This window comes from Methylobacterium sp. J-072, from assembly GCF_022829425.1.
Taxonomy (GTDB): Bacteria; Pseudomonadota; Alphaproteobacteria; order Rhizobiales; family Beijerinckiaceae; genus Methylobacterium.
This window is the reverse complement of record NZ_JAKSYK010000020.1, coordinates 1-17,482: the sequence shown is the minus strand read 5'-3', so window position 1 is coordinate 17,482 and position 17,482 is coordinate 1. Positions and strand designations below refer to the sequence as shown.

15 protein-coding genes and 1 pseudogene are annotated in these 17,482 nt (G+C 66.7%); 2 read left to right on the top strand and 14 right to left on the bottom strand.

Annotated features, from left to right (window positions below; all coding sequences use genetic code 11):
* Nucleotides 1-13: 13 nt before the first annotated feature.
* Genes MKK67_RS01040 through MKK67_RS01000 form a run of 9 tightly spaced genes read right to left on the bottom strand, consistent with a single transcriptional unit; the run spans nt 14 to nt 8,398 of the window.
* The gene (locus tag MKK67_RS01040; protein ID WP_243961111.1) at nt 14-1,174 is read right to left on the bottom strand and encodes an NAD(P)/FAD-dependent oxidoreductase; all 1,161 of its coding nucleotides are present in this window, start codon (nt 1,172-1,174) and stop codon (nt 14-16) included.
* Complete coding sequence (locus tag MKK67_RS01035; RefSeq protein ID WP_243961109.1) at nt 1,171-1,797, bottom strand: hypothetical protein; 627 nt, start codon at nt 1,795-1,797, stop codon at nt 1,171-1,173. Before MKK67_RS01035 ends, MKK67_RS01040 begins: the two co-directional genes overlap by 4 nt.
* The gene (locus MKK67_RS01030) at nt 1,794-3,167 is read right to left on the bottom strand and encodes an NAD(P)/FAD-dependent oxidoreductase (protein WP_243961101.1); all 1,374 of its coding nucleotides are present in this window, start codon (nt 3,165-3,167) and stop codon (nt 1,794-1,796) included. The genes MKK67_RS01035 and MKK67_RS01030 overlap by 4 nt, the downstream gene beginning before the upstream one ends.
* A complete protein-coding gene (locus MKK67_RS01025; protein WP_243954545.1) occupies nt 3,164-3,496 on the bottom strand; it encodes a (2Fe-2S)-binding protein in 333 nt (110 codons plus the stop codon). Before MKK67_RS01025 ends, MKK67_RS01030 begins: the two co-directional genes overlap by 4 nt.
* Nucleotides 3,477-4,622: an NAD(P)/FAD-dependent oxidoreductase gene (locus tag MKK67_RS01020; protein ID WP_243961098.1), complete on the bottom strand. Its 1,146-nt coding sequence runs from the start codon at nt 4,620-4,622 to the stop codon at nt 3,477-3,479. Before MKK67_RS01020 ends, MKK67_RS01025 begins: the two co-directional genes overlap by 20 nt.
* A complete protein-coding gene (locus MKK67_RS01015; RefSeq protein WP_243954549.1) occupies nt 4,619-5,419 on the bottom strand; it encodes an ABC transporter permease in 801 nt (266 codons plus the stop codon). Before MKK67_RS01015 ends, MKK67_RS01020 begins: the two co-directional genes overlap by 4 nt.
* The gene (locus MKK67_RS01010; RefSeq protein WP_243961096.1) at nt 5,416-6,312 is read right to left on the bottom strand and encodes an ABC transporter permease; all 897 of its coding nucleotides are present in this window, start codon (nt 6,310-6,312) and stop codon (nt 5,416-5,418) included. Before MKK67_RS01010 ends, MKK67_RS01015 begins: the two co-directional genes overlap by 4 nt.
* Nucleotides 6,309-7,358, bottom strand: coding sequence for an ABC transporter ATP-binding protein (locus tag MKK67_RS01005; RefSeq protein ID WP_243961093.1), 1,050 nt, complete (start codon nt 7,356-7,358; stop codon nt 6,309-6,311). The genes MKK67_RS01010 and MKK67_RS01005 overlap by 4 nt, the downstream gene beginning before the upstream one ends.
* Complete coding sequence (locus tag MKK67_RS01000) at nt 7,358-8,398, bottom strand: ABC transporter substrate-binding protein (protein WP_243961091.1); 1,041 nt, start codon at nt 8,396-8,398, stop codon at nt 7,358-7,360. Before MKK67_RS01000 ends, MKK67_RS01005 begins: the two co-directional genes overlap by 1 nt.
* Nucleotides 8,399-8,583: 185 nt before the next feature.
* Here MKK67_RS01000 and MKK67_RS00995 point away from each other — a divergent pair, with 185 nt between their 5' ends.
* Entirely contained in the window at nt 8,584-9,468 is an 885-nt protein-coding gene (locus MKK67_RS00995) for a LysR family transcriptional regulator (RefSeq protein ID WP_243961089.1), read from the top strand.
* Nucleotides 9,469-9,738: 270 nt separating this feature from the next.
* Here the strand turns inward: MKK67_RS00995 and MKK67_RS00990 are convergent.
* Nucleotides 9,739-10,797: pseudogene (locus MKK67_RS00990) on the bottom strand (ATP-dependent RecD-like DNA helicase); the annotation flags it as partial.
* Between MKK67_RS00990 and MKK67_RS00985 the strand changes: the two are divergent.
* On the top strand, nt 10,766-11,491 hold the full coding sequence (locus MKK67_RS00985; protein WP_409568351.1) for a LysR substrate-binding domain-containing protein: 726 nt from the start codon (nt 10,766-10,768) through the stop codon (nt 11,489-11,491). The pseudogene MKK67_RS00990 and the gene MKK67_RS00985 overlap by 32 nt on opposite strands.
* Before the next feature lie 305 nt (nt 11,492-11,796).
* On the opposite strand, the gene MKK67_RS00980 is transcribed toward MKK67_RS00985, so the two are convergent.
* From MKK67_RS00980 to MKK67_RS00965, 4 genes are all read right to left on the bottom strand, one after another.
* Nucleotides 11,797-13,278: an NCS1 family nucleobase:cation symporter-1 gene (locus tag MKK67_RS00980; RefSeq protein WP_243961078.1), complete on the bottom strand. Its 1,482-nt coding sequence runs from the start codon at nt 13,276-13,278 to the stop codon at nt 11,797-11,799.
* A 640-nt stretch (nt 13,279-13,918) separates the two neighbouring features.
* Nucleotides 13,919-15,166: a winged helix-turn-helix domain-containing protein gene (locus MKK67_RS00975; RefSeq protein WP_243961076.1), complete on the bottom strand. Its 1,248-nt coding sequence runs from the start codon at nt 15,164-15,166 to the stop codon at nt 13,919-13,921.
* Nucleotides 15,126-16,277 (bottom strand): epoxide hydrolase family protein, encoded by a 1,152-nt coding sequence (locus MKK67_RS00970; RefSeq protein ID WP_243961067.1) that lies wholly within the window; start codon nt 16,275-16,277, stop codon nt 15,126-15,128. The genes MKK67_RS00975 and MKK67_RS00970 overlap by 41 nt, the downstream gene beginning before the upstream one ends.
* A gap of 309 nt (nt 16,278-16,586) precedes the next feature.
* The gene (locus MKK67_RS00965; protein ID WP_243961177.1) at nt 16,587-17,255 is read right to left on the bottom strand and encodes an MBL fold metallo-hydrolase; all 669 of its coding nucleotides are present in this window, start codon (nt 17,253-17,255) and stop codon (nt 16,587-16,589) included.
* Nucleotides 17,256-17,482: the final 227 nt, after the last annotated feature.

Below are 17,482 nucleotides of genomic sequence, written 5' to 3'. Positions count from 1 at the left end.
GTGGAAACGGGGCTCAGCCGGCTGGCTGCATTAGGGCACCCCGGGGGGTTGAGCCGGTGGCGGCCCGGCTGAAGCGGTCGGGCGCGAAGGGCTCGATGGGGAAGCGGGTTCGTCCATCGAGGAGGAGGTCGGCGACGATGTCGCCGATCACCGGTGCCAGGGCAAAGCCGTGACCGGAGAAGCCGAAGGCGTGCACGAGCCCGTCCGCGACCGCCGAGCGGCCGATCACCGGCAATTCGTCAGGCGTGACGCCCTCGATGCCGGCCCAAGCGTGCACGATGCGCGCGTCCCGGAGGATCGGGAACAGGTCGAGAGCCGTGCGCGCCGAATAGGCGAGACGCGGGACGTCGAGGCGCACCTGACCGGTGTCGAGATCCGCCAAGCCCTTGTGGCCGCCGCCGATCATGACGTGCCCGCTCTCGGATTGCTTGAAGGAGAGCGGCCGCCCAGCGGCGCCGACCACGGGTGTCAGAAACGGCGGCAGACTGTCGGTGAGGAGCATCTGGAAGGCGTTGAAGCCGAGCGGGATCGCTTCGCCCACCGCCCGGGCAAGGCGTCCGCCCCAGGCACCGGCCGCATTGACGAGATACGGGGCCGCATATGTGTCCGCGTCCCGGCTCTTCAGGATCCAGCGTCCGTCCCGCCGCTTGGCGTCGGAGACGCGCACGCCCTCAAGAATCTCCGCCCCGGCGGCTGTCGCTGCGCGGCTGAAGGCCTGCGTGGTCCGGAGCGGGACCGCGTAGCCGTCGCGCCGCGCGATCAAGCCGCCGACCACGTGGCCGGCGACGGCCGGCAGCAGGCCGCGCAAAGTTTCGGCATCCACGACCTCTTCGTGACGAAATCCCAGCGCGCGCATCTGCGCCGCGCGTTCGGCGAGGCGGGCAAGTTCGGCCCCGGTCTCGGCCACTCGCACCTGCCCTACGCTGCGGAAGCCGCAGGTCTCGCCCACCAGGGTGGTGATGCGATGCCATCGGTCTAGGGCTTCCAGCGCGAGCGGCACCTCGGCGACGTGGCGGCCCAAGGTGCGCACGCCGCCGGCTGAGTAGCCTGACGCGTGCGCGCCGACCTGCTGCGCTTCCAGTACGTGGACCCGGATGCCGCGCAGGGCGAGATGCAGGGCGGCAGAGAGGCCGTGAAGCCCGCCGCCGACCACGAGGACGTCGGACTCCCTCATGCGAGCTCTCCACCGTCCAGCTGCGGCGGATGCGGCTCCGGCGCCTCCGCGACGAAACTCGCAAGCGCCGCGAGGCTGACGGGCCGGGCCGGCCGGACCGGACCCGCGAGGATGCCGTGCGCGCGCAACCGCGCATCACGGGCCGGATCGGCGGGACGCTCCAGAAGCGCCGCGAGGTCGAACGGATCCAGCCACGCCGTCCCGTTAGACTCCGGAAGCGACGCCGGGAACGGGGCTGCGGCAGACCCCGCCATCAGCGCCTCGGCAGCGGCAGCCCCCTGCCTTGCCGCGGCGTCCGCCGAGTCCGCGCCGGTCACCCGGCCGGCGGCCGATATGCCCGGAACGGTGGTGCGTCCCGCCCCGTCGACAACGAGGTGGCCTTCCGCGTAGGCGCAGCCGAGGCTCGCCAGCAGCTGGGGCTCGTCGGCGCAGACCAAGAGGCAGTCGAAGGGCTCGGCCCAGACGCGGCCCGCGCTCTTGATCCAGAGGATCTCGGGCTCAGCATGCCAGCCAGTCGCCTGCGGGCGAGCGATCAGCACGGCCCCCGGCAGCCGGGCCAGGGCTGCCCTCCCAGCCGGACCGCCGCCCAGCACGCAGATCCGGAGCGCCACGGGCGCGCTCACGCGGCCGCGTCCTGCGGTTCCCGCGCCAGCTCGCCGACGGTCATCGGCTTGAACGGCGCCCGCGGCCGGAGCGCGCCAATCTCTTCCATCGAGGCCCCGCGGATTTCGGCGATCAGGCCGGCGACCACGGTCCCACACATGCGGCCCTGGCAGGGGCCCATGCCAGCGCGCAAGAACGCCTTGACCTGGTTCGGCCCGGTGGCGCCGAGCCGCGCGGCCTGGCGGATCTGGCCGCCGGTGATCTCCTCGCAGCGACACACGATGGTGTCGTCCGAAGGCGCCAGCACCGTCGGTGCGGGGGCGTAAAGCCGGTCAAGGAAAGGTCGCAGCGACAGCGCGGAACGCAGGGAAATGCGTGGGGCCGCCGCGCGCGCATCACGGGCCGCGGCATCGAGCTTCCCCAGGCGGTGGGCCGCGTCGATAGCCGCCAGCCGGCCGCTGGCAACCGCCGCCTCCCAGCCACCGATGCCGCCGCCATCGCCCGCGACTGCCACGTTCGGGTGGCTAGTGGCGCCCCAAGGGTCGAGGCGGGGCCGCCAGCACAGCTGCCGCGCGTCCCAATCGTGGTCGAGGCCGAGGGCCCGGGTGATGTGCGTCGAGGGGATTACGCCCTCGTGCAGGAGCAGCGTGTCGCAAGGCAGCGAACCACCATGCCAGTGCACCGCCTGGACGTGCGCCTCGCCCTCCGCCCTCAGATCGCGTACGCCCCGCACGACCTGAAGGCCGCGTCGCTTAGCCTCCCGGACGAGCGCAACGCCCTTACCGAGGAGCCGGCGGCCGGTCCAAAGGCCGCCGGCGCGGAACGCATCCCAGAGCGCGCCGCCGGCACCGGTCTCAAGCAGCGTCAGCGGCCCGACCCCGGCACGCAGAAGCTGGACCGCCAGCAGCCAGCACAAAGGTCCCTGGCCGGCGATCACCACGGCGCCCTGCGGGACGGCGCCGGCGGTTTTCAGCAGGATTTGAGCCGCGCCGGCGCTCATCACGCCGGGGAGGGTCCAGCCGGGGATCGGCACCGGTCGCTCCTGTGCGCCGGTGGCCAGCAGCACGCGCCGGGCCGCGAGTTCCGACGAAGCCCCACCGGCTTTCACCGAGAGCGTTCCTGTGTCGGGCGCGAGATGCCACAGCGTCGAGGAAGGCCTATAGGCGATCGTCGCGACGCCCCGGAATGACGCGGTGAGCGCACTGCCGGCGTCCAGGAACTCGCCCGCGAGGGCCGGGTCGCCGGAGGCGGATTCCACCGCGCGGAACACCTGCCCGCCCGGGGCAGCCTGCTCGTCGAGCACGGTGACCGAAAGCCCCAGCGCGGTGGCCTCAATGGCGGCGGCCATGCCGGCTGGGCCGGCGCCCACGATAGCGAGATCGTAGCTCATGCGGCCTCCGGGGCATTATGGTGGGGCCGGGCGGCGCGCGGTCCCTGCTGCGGCTCGATGCGCATGCCCGGCGCCACCGGGACCAGGCAGGCCTGGCGGTTGGCGACGCCGTCGATCTCGGCGAGGCAATCGAAGCAGATGCCGATCATGCAATAGGGCAGGCGCGGAGCTCCGCTTACCGGCGTCGTGCGGATCGCCGGGGCGCCGGAGAGCAGCACCGCGGCGGCGGCGGAAGCGCCCTCGGGGACGCGGACCACCGCGCCGGCCACGTACACGTCCACCAGCCGGTCCCGCGGGGCGGGGCGGGCTTCAGGCCGCCTTCTGAACATCGAACCGTCTCGCGCTGAAGGGGGACATCTCCGGCGCCAGCGCGCCGGCCGCGATCATCGGGGCGAGCAGGTGTGCATGCGCCCCCGCCAGGGTCACGCCCGAGTGGCAATTGGCCAGGAACGCCCCGGGGCAGCGCTCGGACTCGTCGTAGATCGGCTTCCCATCGGGCGACATGACCCGCAGGGCCGCCCAGGCCCGGACGATGTTCAGTTCAGCGATCCACGGGAAGGTCTGCACCGCTCGTTGGGCGATGGCCCGCATGATCGCGGGGGTCTGGCTCAGGGTGTCGAAACCCATGTCCTCCTTGCTGTCTCCGAGGAGGAGCGAGCCCTCGTCGGTCTGGCGGACGACGTGGGTCGGCAGAGCGAGCACCTCGCGGGTGCGTTCCGTGACGAGGATTTGGCCGCGCTCGGGGCGCAGCGGAGCGGCGAGGCCGACGAGCGGTGCAAGGTCGGCGTTGCCCAACCCCGAGGCCAACACGAGCCGGGGCGCCCGCACGATCGCCGTGCCAAGGCTGACTGAAAAATCGTGGGGTGCCGCCGTGACGGCCTCGACCCGGGCATTCGGCCGGTAATGGCCGCCCGCCCGCTGGAACGCCGCGTGGAGTGCGCGCAGGAGATGCAGCGGGCTCGCATGCCCATCGTAGGGGGTCCAGGAGGCGCCCACGACCTTGGGCCCGAGGCCCGGGACCATGTCGCGTAGCTCCGCAACACTCAGCATGCGGTATTCGTAACCGGCATTGCCGGCCTCTCTGCGGAGCTGGCCCATCAGCGCGTCGCGCTGCGCCATCTCCGCGTCCGAGAAGCAGAAATGCAGGCCGCCCGGCTGGTGCAGGCCGACGCCGATGCCGGTGGCCTCGGACAAATCCTCGGCGAGCCCCGGCCAGGCCTGCGCCGAGCCGTGGGTCCAGTGCTGGTAATGGGGTGCGCCCAGACCCTTCGACTGGACCCAGATCAAACCGAAATTGCCTCGGCTGGCCCGGTGGGCGATGTCGCCCTCGTCCAGCATCAGCGTGGACAGGCCTTGCCGCTGCAGCCCGTACGCGATCGCCGCGCCCACGAGGCCGCCGCCAATCACGATGGCGTCGCGCGTCTCGCCCTGCAGCGTCTGTGTTGCCGAGATCATGCGCGGCGCTCCCCGGTGAGGAGGCGGTCGATCGGGTAGAAGCGATCGAGCACCAGGAGGACCAGGGCGGTGCCGAGGATCAGGGCAGCCGACACGGACGCGACCAGCGGGTCGGTCATCTGGTCGATGTAGTTGAACAGCTGCACGGGCAGCGGGTTGGCGGACGGGGAAGCCAGGAACAGGCTAACCGTCAGCTCGTCGAAGCTCGTGACGAAGGCCAGGATCCAGCCCCCCGCGACGCCCGGGGCGATCAGCGGCAGGGTCACCCGACGAAACACGGTCAGGCGCGAGGCCCCGAGGCTCTCTGCGGCGCGCTCGATCCGCGGATCGAGACCCGACAGGCCGGCCCCGACGAGGCGCAGCATGTAGGGGGTAATCACGATGACATGCGCGGTGACCAAGCCTGCGAAGCTGCCCGAGAGGCCAAAGCCGGAGAAGAAGCGCAGCAGCGCAACGCCCAGCACCACGTGCGGAATCATCAGCGGCGAGGCTAGGATCGCCACCAGAGCCCCGCGGCCGGGGAAGCGCCACCGGGCGATCGCCAGAGCTGCCGGAACCGCGATCAGCGCGGATAGCGTGGCGGCCGTCACGCCGAGGCGCAAGCTGAACCAGAAGCTTTCCAGGAAGCGCGGGTTGTCGCCGATCGCGCGCCACCAGCGCAGGGAGAGCCCGTTGAGCGGCAGGGCGAGGTAACCCTCCCCGGTGAAAGATACGCCGATCACCACGAGCAGCGGTGCCAGGATGAAGGTGAGGAACAGCGCGTGGAAGGCCAGCGCCAGGGGACCGTTGCGGCTCATGCCCGGCTTCCTCCCTTGCCACCTTCCGCGACTTCGCCCAGGCGGCACATGGCCCGCGTCTCAACGAAGCGTGTCCAGATCAGCGTGGCGGTGAGGATCGCCACCATCAGCAGCGTCGCGAGCGCAGCGCCGAGCGGCCAGTTCAGCGTGTTCAGGAACTCGTTGTAGGTCATGCTCGACACGACCTTGAGGCGCTTTCCCCCGAGCATGGCCGGGGTCGCGAAAGCCGAGGCCGACAGGCAGAACACCATCAAGGCACCGGCCATGATGCCCGGCATGACGTTCGGGAGGACGACGCGGCGGAACACCGTCAGACGGCTCGCCCCAAGGCTGAAGGCCGCGCGCTCCAGCACCGGATCGAGCCGACCGAGACTCGCCCACACGGACAGGACCACCAAGGGCACCATCACGTGCACCAGGCCGATCACCACGGCGAGCTCGGTGAACATCAGGCGGAAAGGCGCGCCTGGCACACCGAGGATCGTCAGTACCTGGTTCACGAGCCCGGTCGTGCCGAGCAGCACCATCCAGCCGAAATTGCGCACGACCACCGACACGAGCAGTGGCCCGACCACGATCAGCAGCATCGCACCGCGCCAGCGCGGAGCCATGCGGTAGATGATCCAGGCTTCGGGCACGCCAACCAGCAGGCAGATCGCCGTGGTCCAGAGTGCGATACGCAGGGTCCGCAGCAGCGATTCCGCGAACAGGCTATCGGTCAGCAGGTCGCGGTAATTCTCCAGGCCCCAGCCGGGCAGGATGCCCTTCTCGAAGTCGAACCCGTGCAGGCTGAGGAGCAGCACGCCACCGAGCGGCAGCAGCAGCGCGCCGGCATAGACGACGAGGGAGGGCGCCGCGAGAAGCGCAGGGGTCAGGTTACTCCGGCCGTTCATGCGCGTTCGAGCCGGCGCAGGCTGTGGGCATCCCAGTCCAGCGTCACCGGGGCACCCTCGTCGTGCGGCACGGAGCCGGTGTTCTGCAGCATCACGGCGAAGCTCCCGAGCGCCGTCTCGACGGCGTAGAGCCAGAAGCCCCCTAGGAAGAGGCGCGACTGCACCCGCCCGCCGAGCCCTGCGGCCCCATCATTGCCGATGCGCAGGCGCTCTGGCCGGATGGTGAGCAGGATGTCGCCCTGGCGATCGGCCAGGTCCGGCGGCAGGGCGAAGCGATGCCCCCCAGCTTCCGCCTGGCCGCCCCCCGCGCAGGCAGGCAGGCGGTTGCTGCGTCCCAGAAAGTCGGCGACGAAGTCGTCCGCTGGGACGTCGTAGGCCCGCCACGGTGCATCGATCTGAACGATGCGGCCGCCCTGCATGATCGCCACGCGGTCGCACAGGGCCATCGCCTCCGACTGGTCGTGCGTGACCAGGATCGTGGTGACGCCGATCCTGCGCTGGAGTTCGCGCAGCTCGACCTGCATCTCCTCGCGCAGCTTCGCGTCGAGGTTCGAGAGCGGCTCGTCGAGGAGAAGCAGGCGTGGCTCGATTACTAGGGCGCGCGCTAGTGCGACCCGCTGCTGCTGGCCGCCCGACATCTGCCGCGGGAAGCGGTCGGCGAGATGGGCGAGGTGGACCAAATCGAGCGCCTCAGCGACGCGCTTTATGCGCTCCGCCTTCGACACCCGACGCATCTCCAGGCCGAACGCCACGTTCTCGGCCGCGGTCATGTGTGGGAACAGGGCGTAGGATTGGAATACCAGCCCGATGCCGCGCTTGGCCGCCGGCAGCGTGATCAGATCGCGCCCATCCATCGTGATGCGGCCGCGGCTCGGGGCCTCGAAACCGGCTATCATCTGCAGCGTGGTGGTCTTGCCGCAGCCGGAGGGGCCGAGCAGGCCAAGGAACTCCCCCGGGGCTACCGAGAAGCTGACCTCACGGATTGCCGTGAAAGCCCCGTAATCCTTGCCGATCCGGTCGAGGGTGAGGAAATGCGGGGCGGCCATCAGCGCTCGACCTCGCGCTGCCAGCGGCGGGTCCAGTCAGCGCGGTTGCGGTTCACCACATCCCAATCGAGCCCAATGAGGCTCTTCACCTGATCCTCCCCGTAGATCACCCGGTTGGCGACCTCGGGAGGCAGCTTGGTGGCCGGGTTGGTCGGTCCGGCGCCGTACTGGGTGGCAAAGGCCAGCTGCACGGTCGGCGAGATCATATAGGCCAGGAACTTGTCGGCCAGGGCGGGCTCCGGGCTGCCGGTGACGGCGCATCCCGCGGTCATCAGGACCACGGATCCCTCCTTTGGCCGCACGATCGCCAGGGGGAAACCCGCCTGCTGCATCGCTGCGACCCGCGAGGAGCCCCAGACTGCGAGCCAGATCTCGCCGGACTGGAACATCTCGCTCATCTTGCCCGGGCTGCTCTCGTAGGCGAGGACGTTCGGATTGATCTGCTGGCGCAGCACCTTGAGGCCCGGCGCAATGTCGGAATCGCTGCCGCCGTTGATGCGCGAGACCATCGCCAGGGTGTGGACGCCGTACGTATTGTCGATGCCCGGGATGGCGATGTGCTGCCGGTATTCAGGCCGGGCGAGGTCCATCCAAGACGTTGGGACCGGTAGGTTCTTCTGCGCGAAGACATCCTTGTTGTAGGCGATGCCAGTGAAGCCGAAGCCGGTGCCGACGGCCTGATCGCTCGCAAGGCGGGCGATCGGGTACACGGCGTCCCGGGTGGTCTCCGGCAACGGGCGGCAGAGGCCGAGCCCGGCCGCCTGGACCATCGGACCGTCGTCCAGCACGGCGACGCCGATGGTCTGATTGCCGCGCTGCGCCTGCATGCGGGCGAGATTGTCGGACGAGTTGCCGGTCAGGTAGTCGATCCGGACATTGTTCTCACGTTCGAAAGCCGGGATCACGCTGGAGCGCATGACCTGCTCATAGCTGCCACCGTAGCCGGCAACGGTCAGGCGCTGTTCGGCCGCGGCCGAGGAGGCCGCCATGCTGAGCACGGTGGCCGTCGCAGTAAAGAGACCTAGTGTCGACCGCAACATTGCTTGCCTCCGTGAGCAATCGGAAAGCTATTCATGGGCATAAAACGAGCACGTCGCTTCCGGCCTGAGCATCTCCGCGAATTTCCAGCCCCGAATGCTTTACAGCGTGCGATCTCTTGACGAGGGACGCAAATTCATAATTTTTGTCGTTTCATTCCTTTCAGTAGCGAGTTGCAGGATTTTGGATGACCCCGAGCCGGCTTCGCCAGCTAGAAGCATTCCGCGCAGTCATGCAGAGCGGCTCGGTCAGCCGTGCGGCGCAGCGGATGTTCCTCTCACAGCCGGCCGTCACGAAGCTGCTGCGCGGCCTGGAGGACGAGACCGGATTGCCGCTCTTCGATCGCTCGCGCCGCCACCTTCAGCCGACGCCGGAAGCCGTGAAGCTGGAGGGCGACGTCGCGACCCTGTTTGCGGCCGCCGACCACCTGGATCGCACCATCGACGATATGCGGGGGGTCGGAAGCGGAGAGTTGCGCGTCGCGGCCATGCCACTGATGGGTCTGTCGCTCATTCCGCGGCTGCTAGCTAAGTTCGCCCGGGAGGTGCAGCCGGTGCGGATATCGCTCGTGGTGGCGAGTTCGCGTGAGGTCCATGATCTGGTGCAGGCCGGCAATGCCGACCTCGGGTTTGCCCTGCCGGTCGGCCGAAGCGCCCTCGTCGCAGCACCACCGATCGACCTACCTGGACTTGTTGTCCTGCCACCCGGGCATCGCCTCACGCGGAACAAGGCGATCCCGCTTTCTGAGCTGCATGACGAACCCTACATCTCGCTCGGTCGGCAGTACCGCCTCCGCGATCAGGTCGACGAACTCTTCACTGTCAACGGTGTCGTGCCTCGCCTTGTCGCGGAGACGCAGAACGCGGCAGCCGCCTGTGCCATGGTCGCCGCTGGCCTCGGCTTCGCTGTAGCGGAGGCTGTCACTGCGAGGGCCCTAAAGGGACAGGTTGTCGTGCGGAGATTGCAGCCGACTGTGACTTTCTCGGTCACTGTACTGGGAAGCCCTGGGCGCCCGCTATCAGCCGCCGCCCTGTCCTTCCTTAAACTGGTCCGCAGCGACTTAGATAACTGATCTTTCACTTAATGCGCTGCTCATTTTTGTTGCATCGGCGATTAAAACAGCAAATCACATTGTTTTATTATATTAAAAGCAGACGCTCAATTGCATATTTCAACAAATCTTTGTAGTTTTGTAGCATGAAATTGGACGGATTGGGCAGTTATTCCGCAGCTTGTTATTACGCGTCCACATTGCGTCGGCAGGGACTCTGTCCGCTTCTATGGCACCCTTGCTTCGGGACGATTGTCTCTTCCAAACCTCTCGCCTCAGTCCCCACGAACATCAAGCTTCACGCGCTAGCCACTGGCGCAGTTTGGTCCACCGCGGCCGTGTGTTGCCGCCGCGGACCGCGATGCCCAGCGCCTTGCGCTGCCCGAGGAGCACGACCAACCGCTTGCCGCGCGTCACGCCCGTGTACAGGAGGTTCCGCGCCAGCATCGTCCAGTGCTGCATGGCCAGCGGGATCACCACCGCCGGGTACTCCGAGCCCTGCGACTTGTGGATGGTCGTGGCGTAGGCCGGCACCAGCGTGTCGAGTTCGCCGTACGGGTAGACCACCTCGCGCCCGTCGAAATCGACGATCACCGCGCCCTCGTCCTCGTCGATGCGGGCGACGGTTCCGAGATCGCCGTTGAACACCTCCCGGTCGTAGTCGTTCTGGCTCTCCATCACCCGGTCGCCGGGTGAGAAGCGCCAGCCGAACCGCTCCACCGAGATGGCGGGATTCGGGTTCAGCACCGCCTGGAGTTCGTGGTTGAGGTTGCGCGCGCCGAGCACGCCGCGCTGCATCGGGGTGAGCACTTGCACTTCGCGCACCGGATCGAGGCCGAAGCGCGCCGGGATGCGTCTGGTCACCACCTCGATCAGCGTCTCCACCGCCGGCTCGGGCTCGTCGATCTCGATCAGGTGGAAGTCGCTGTCCGCGCCCCGAGCAGCTGGCTCGGGCATCTTGCCGGCGTTGATCCGGTGCGCGTTCACCACGATCCGGCTCTCGGCCGCCTGCCGGAACACTTCGGTCAGCCGCGCCACCGGGATAGCTCCCGAGGCGATGATGTCCGCCAAGACCTGCCCGGGCCCGACCGAGGGCAACTGGTCAACATCGCCGTCGAGGAGCAGCGCCGCGTGCTCCGGCACCGCCTTGGTCAGGGCGTTCATCAGCGGCACGTCGACCATCGAGGTCTCGTCGATCACCAGCAGGTCGCAGGCGAGCGGGTTGTCCTCGTTGCGCGAGAAACCGCCGTGCTTCGGGTCGATCTCCAACAGGCGGTGGATCGTCTTGGCCTCGAGCCCGGTCTGCTCGGTCAAGGGAATGGTGTTGTCGCCGCTGGCCGCTCGCATCAAGGATCCGCTGCGGGAAGCCCTCCAGCGTGTCCAGGCGGTGATCAGTGAGCAGTCGGTGTTCGATCCGCTTCTGTCCGACCGGGTGTTTTCCATCGGGGCCAACGACAATGCAGGCGCAGTGGTCGGTGCACGGCTGATCCCACGACTGCAGCCCCACGGCAGAACGGGGCTTCGCCTGGCCTTGCGAAACATCGAGTATGGAAGGCTGGGAGAGCAGCTGGAGACCGGCGAGGTCGACGTCGCCCTGGTCAGCGAAAGCCTGGTGCCCAGCTCCATGCCCCATCAGGTGCTCGGAAGCGACGAGTATCGGCTCGCGCAGCGCAAACGACACCCCAGAGGCAAGAAGCCGCTAAGCCTTGATAACTACGTCGGCCTCGGTCACATCCTGGTGTCCGGCGAGGGCGGTGGCTTCCACGGGTTTGTCGACGACATACTTCGCGGCAAAGGATTGGTGAGGCGTGTCGGCGTCTCGGTCCAACACTATGGAATTGTTCCATCGCTTATCCAAGCCACAGATATGGTTTGCACCCTTCCAAGCCGTTTCCTGGATCGCTATGCAAACGCACTTGATACTTTCTCGCTACCATTCGAGACGCGACGCTTTGATCTACATGCGACTTGGCACCCACGGTTCGAGAGTGATCCAGCGCATGTTTGGTTACGCCAGCAACTCACGTTGTGCATGGCAGATTGAGCGAACCGTCTGAACATAGCCGCGAAGTGGAGTGTCGGCTTACGTGCGCCGAGCTAACTTCCGTATCCCACCCATAGCAGCCGGTCGAGGCGGTACGGTTTGGGTATGGCCATCGGAGCGACCAGCGGCAGTTCGCTATGGGTGCGCCTTTAAAAGACTGGTTCTTACGGCTGCTTCCAACCCAAGCCTGCCGTTGAAGGTGTTTCTCGCGTCCCTCGCAAACGGACATTCGTAGGATCGCAGAAAGTGGAAAAGGGGTTCAGCGACCCCTTTCCGATGATGGTCGGCGACGAACACCGACAGATTTAGGCCGCAGCTGCTCCTGCCGTGCGCGGCACTGTCACGGGTGTCCGGCCCATGAGCAGAACATGGAAGGCCGCACCGAGGGCCGCTCCGATCAGCCAGCCACAATCGCCGCCGTTCGGTACGATGCCGTAAGCGCCCATAGCGGCGAACCCGATGGAGACGATGCCTGCGCCGACAAGGGCAATGAGAGCCTTCCTGTTCCAGCCACCCTCGAAGTAAAGCGAGCCGTTCGGGTCCATCGTGTAGAGGTCCTCAATCACCACGTTCTGGCGTTTGACGATGTAGTAGTCCGCCACCATGATCCCGAACATCGGTCCAAGGATCGCTCCAAAAACGCTGACGAACAACGTTATCGCCGACGGACTGGAGACAAAGATCCAAGGGCAGACCATTACCGACAGGATCGAGGTGATGAGCCCCCCCAGTTTGAAATCGATCTTCTCCGGGTGGAGGTTGGCGATGTCGTAGGCCGGGGAAACGAAGTTCGCGACGATGTTGATGCCCATCGTGGCGACGATGAACGTGATCGATCCCAAGGCCACGACCCACGGATTGCCGATGCGCTCCACGATCTCGATGGGGTCCATGATCGCCTTGCCGAACACTTGAACGGTTCCAGCGGTGACGATCACAGTGATGATCGCGAAGACGATGAAGTTCACTGGCAAGCCGAGGAAGTTGCCGATCTTCATCGCTCTCTCGTTGCGTGAGAATCGAGCGAAGTCGCCGAAATTCAGGAGGAGCGCGGCGAAATAGGCGGCGATCAGCATCGAGGCGTTGGCGATGTGGGTGAGGGTCGATCCTTCGGCCGGTGGGCTGAGCTGCAGCGACAGGCTCGACGTGCCGGTCTGCATGAGGATCCAGATCGCCAAAGCGAACATCACCAGGTAGACGACCGGCCCGCAGAAATCGATGAACTTACGGATGGCCTCCATGCCGTTCAGGAAGATAACGAGCTGGAAAAACCACATGAATAGGAAGCTGCCCCACCCCAGCGCCGAAAGCCCGAGGTAGTTGCTGTGGGTGTACGCCTCGGCTGCCGGCCAGAAGGTAAGTACCAGGACCTGCACGGCCTTGGACGCGAAGTAGGTCTGCACGCCGTACCAGACCACGCCGACGATGCCGCGCAGGACGGCCGCCAGGTTCGCTCCCATCACACCAAACGACATCCGCGCGACTACGGGGAACGGGGTTCCGTACTTGAGTGATGGGCGACCAATGAGGTTCATGAGGAAGTAGACGATGGTGATGCCAACGACCATCGAGGCCAGCACCTCCCATCCGGTTAGGCCAAGGAAAAATAGGCTCGCCGCGAAAGTGTAGCCGCCGACCGAGTGCACGTCCGACATCCACATCGCGAAGATGCTGAACGCGCCCCAGGTCCGTCCCTCTGGAGCGGTAGGGGCGAGATCGTGGTTGTAAAGTTTCGGGTGAGCCCCCGTAACCACGAGAACAGGCGGTGTCGCGTGAGAAGCCGACATTGATGCCTCCTGACAGTTCAGCACGTATCAGACACGGCAAAATTTGCGCCAGGCAAAGTATTGGGCCTAAAAACCTATCAGCTTTGCTCAAGAGCGGACAGTTACAAACCCACCCATCCCGGACGTAGGCCTCTGCCTAATCGGCAGCCTGAAAGCGGACCTTATCAGGGCACTTAAGTGGTCGCGCTGCCGTTGCACGTTGTGTCGCGCGGCGCTCCGTAATCTGCCCTTTTGCGAATGGCTTGGCATGGCAGCTGACGCGCTGAATGTCCGCTTTGGCGGAGCGGCTGATGCTCCCTGAATGACCGGGTTGGGCGCGAAGCCGAACGTCCGGTCCTGCGCGCGGTGGCGATCCGGCGTGACGGAGTCTGGCCGAGAGCCGCCAGTCTGCTTTGAAGAAGGGCGGCCGCAAAAGCAGACGAACTCCTATCGACCCGACTCGACCGTTCAGTGTTCCGAACGCGATGTCCATAAGCGGACGGAGGAGTCGTGCCCGGTTGTATCGCGACGGGGCAACGGCTGCGGCGTTGCCCTGTGAAGGTGTCAGCGATGCCTCCACGATTGTCTGTTGAACTGTGCGTGTGCGTCTTGGCAGCCATGGCGGGGGGCCTCCTGCAATCGCGGGCGGCTGCACGGTTTCCTATGCGGTTACGGGCGGGTGGACCTCGATGTCGGAAACTGCCGTCAGGCCTGGAAGCACGGCGGTCGGTGCGACGACGATGCTGGACATCCCGAGCCACGACGCCATCAGTCGAAGCTCCCCGAGCAGCCGTTCCGCGGTATTGGCCGGTGCCCCCAGCTCGACATGGACTCGCTGAACAACCAAGGCTCTGACCTTCCGATCCGCCTTTAGGTCCACGCGGCCGACGAGCGCGCCGTCCAGTAGGAAAGGCAGCACGTAGTAGCCATGCTCGCGCTTGTGAGCAGGTGTGTAGATCTCCAGGCGATACCGGAAGCCGAACAACCTCTCGGCCCGAGGACGATGCCAGACGAGTGGGTCGAAGGGTGAGATAAGAGCGGATGCGCCGAGCTTGCGGCCGGGCTTCGCGTCCCTGTGCAGATAGGCCTGATGCTGCCAGCCGCAAACGCGCACGGGGAAGAGCGTGCCCTCCTCAATCAGCTGCTTGATGGCCGGGGCCGCGTCCGCCGGCGGGATCCGGTAGTAGTCCTGCAGATCCTGCGCCGTCGCGACGCCGAGCGCCCTCGCGGAACGCGCTATAAGCGCACGCCGGGCGTCGACACCTGCCGGCGTCGGGATGTCGAGAACGGCGTGGGGCAGTACCCGATCCGGGAGATCGTAGACTCGCTCGAAGCTGCTCCGACGATGCGTCGAGGCGACCTGTCCCGACCAGAACAGCCATTCGAGCGCGTGCTTGGCGTCGCTCCACTCCCAAATCCCCTTCGCGGCCTTGCCGCCGGCCACGTCGGAGGCGGCCAACGGCCCCTCCGTCTCGATGCGGGCGAGGAGAGCATCGGCCTCGGCCCGATTCTCGACCGCGAAGGACTCGAGCCGCTGCCAGACGCCCTGGCCGCGGAGTGCGCGAGCCATGCGCCAGCGCAGCAGGGGCTGGAGGTCGACGGGCAGAAGGGACGCCTCGTGCCCCCAGTATTCGAAGAAGCGCTTCGGCCGGTCGGCCGGGCGACCGAGAGCGCGTCGAGGAGGTCGCGATCGTACGACCCCAGGCGCGAGAACAGCGGCAGGTAATGGGCTCGTGACAGGACGTTTGCGCTGTCGATCTGCAGCAGGCCGATCGCGCTGCGGATCCGCGTCGCCCTGACGGGACTCCCGCGGGAGGCCGCGTCGAAGCCCTGTGCAGCGAGTGCGATGCGCCGGGCTTCGACCGCGCTCAGTTCCACCCCCAGGTCCGATCGCCCGAGATCGCCACAACGAAGGTCCGAAGGTCGGCGAGCATCAGCTCCGGCTCCTCGAAAGCGGCGAAGTGGCCGCCGGCCGCCATCTCGCTGTAGTGGACGACGTCGTAGGTCTTCTCGGCGAAGGACCGTAGCGTCGGCAGGAACACCGGATCGGGGAACGCGGCTATTCCCATCGGCACCTGCACGCGCGTGCCGGCGGGGAAGCGGTCCGATCCTTCGAGACGCTTGCCGTGATAGATCCACGTCGAAGTTACGACGGCCGAAGGCCCCAGATACAGCATGATGTTTGTGAGGAGCGCCTCCTCGGAGAAGCGCGCCCAGAGGTCGGGGCTGCCGTCGGCGCGCTTCGGAAGGTCCGCCCACTTGCCGAACTTCTCGAGGATCCAGCCGGCGGTGCCGACAGGGCTGTCGGCCAGCGCGACCCCGAGGGTCTGCGGACGCGTCTCCTGCTCCAGGTTGTAGCCGGTCTCCCAACGGAGGATCGCGTTGCGACGTGCAACGACGTCCTTCTCCGCCGCCGTCGTCGGGGCCGCGTCCTCTGCGTGGATGCTGGCCATGTTGATGTGGAAGCCGGCCATCGCCGCGGGACGCAGGTAGGCCATCCAGCTCGCGATATGGCCGCCCCAGTCCCCGCCCTGGACGACGAAGCGCGTGTCTCCGAACAGCCGCGCCATTAGGCCATGCATCAGTTCGGCGATCCGACGCGGGCCGACGACGCCGCTGATCGGCTTCGAGAAGGCGAAGCCCGGCAGCGAGGGAACGATCACGTCGTGCCCGTCCGCGGCGAGCGGATCGATCAGGTGCTCGAACTCGATGAAGGAGCCGGGCCAGCCGTGGAGCAGCAGAATGGGCGGCTTCGAACCGTCGCCCCGCTTGTGGAGAAAGTGGATCCCCTCGCCCTCGATCTTCGTGAGGAAGTTGGGAAGTCGATTCAGGCGGCTCTCGGTCCGACGCCAGTCGTAGTCGTCCAGCCAAAACCGGACGAGCCTCTTCAGGTCCTCGATCCCGACCCCGGCGGACCAGCCGCCCGCATCCGGGAGCTGGCTCCAATCATACGCCGCGATCTTCGTCCTGATCGCGGCGAGCCGCTCGTCGGGGACATGGATCGTGTAGGGCGAGATCATCTGCATCTCCGGCGGAATGGTGAACCGCCGGCTCAACGCCGTAGCGTGGGCGGACGGTCCATGCCCGGGCCAGTCGACGGCGAAGTCCCCGCCCCCCTCTGGGTGGACATGGGCGGGACCATCTCACACTCTCCAAAAGAGACGTCGACGCCGCCGGTTGCTTTGAACTAAAGCCACCGGGAAACCGAGGACGGTCCGGAACCAGCGGAATCTGGCCGAAAACTGCCTGACCGCTTTCAGCTTGGCGACACGGGGAAGGGACCTTGTTCTCTCGTTCGCTCCCGAAACTCGGGTGAAGGCGATCCTCCGTCACAGATCGTGTGACCACGCGTCAGGCACGAGCTGATAGCTGCTGTTCCTGCGGCAGAGATGCGACCAGCCCGGGAAGTGCAGGTGCATGCCCGTGAACGCCAACCTCTCGCTCGCCACTCGCTCGAACGTGCGCCTTCGCGTGGCTTCGGCGAGCGCGGAATCGACGTCAAACAACATGGTGACCTCCGGGCGTGGAACCTGGATCTCGGGGGCGTGGATGATGTCCCCCCAGATCAGCAGTGCGTGCCCGCCTGACGCGACGAGGTAGCCCGTGTGGCCGGGTGTGTGGCCAGGTAGCGGAACGCTAATCACACCCGGGAAGACTTCGACCTCGCCCGCAAACGGGCGGAGCCGATCGCGGTACGGCGCCAGCTGCTGTCGGGCCATGTCGAAGTAGCCTGCCGATCCGGCATTCTGGTCAACTGTCCAGTAGCCGAGTTCAGCCTCGTTTAGGTGGATCTCCGCATTCGGGAAGAGCGCTGTGCCTGACGGATCTGAGAGACCGTTCGAGTGGTCCGGATGCATGTGGGTCAGCAGGATCGTGTCAACGGCCGCAGCTTGCACGCCAGCGGCCGCGAGATTGCTGGAGAGGCGCCCGGCTGAAGCCTGTAGGGTTGGTCCGCATCCCGTATCGACAAGGCAGGCTCGTCCGCCACTGCGAATCATGAACGTGTTGACCGAGGTGCGCCGTCCGATTGACGGGCGGAAGGCCTCACTGAGCATATGGGCTGCCTCGACCTCTGCAATGTTCTGTGACCTGACCGGCTGGCTTTGGACCGGGCTGATTGAGAGGATCAGCCAGGACCGGAGGAGTCGGACATGCGGCGAGGTCAGAAGACGAACGCGGAGCAGGTGGTGCTCAAGCTGCGCCAGATCGAGGTGCAGACAGCTCA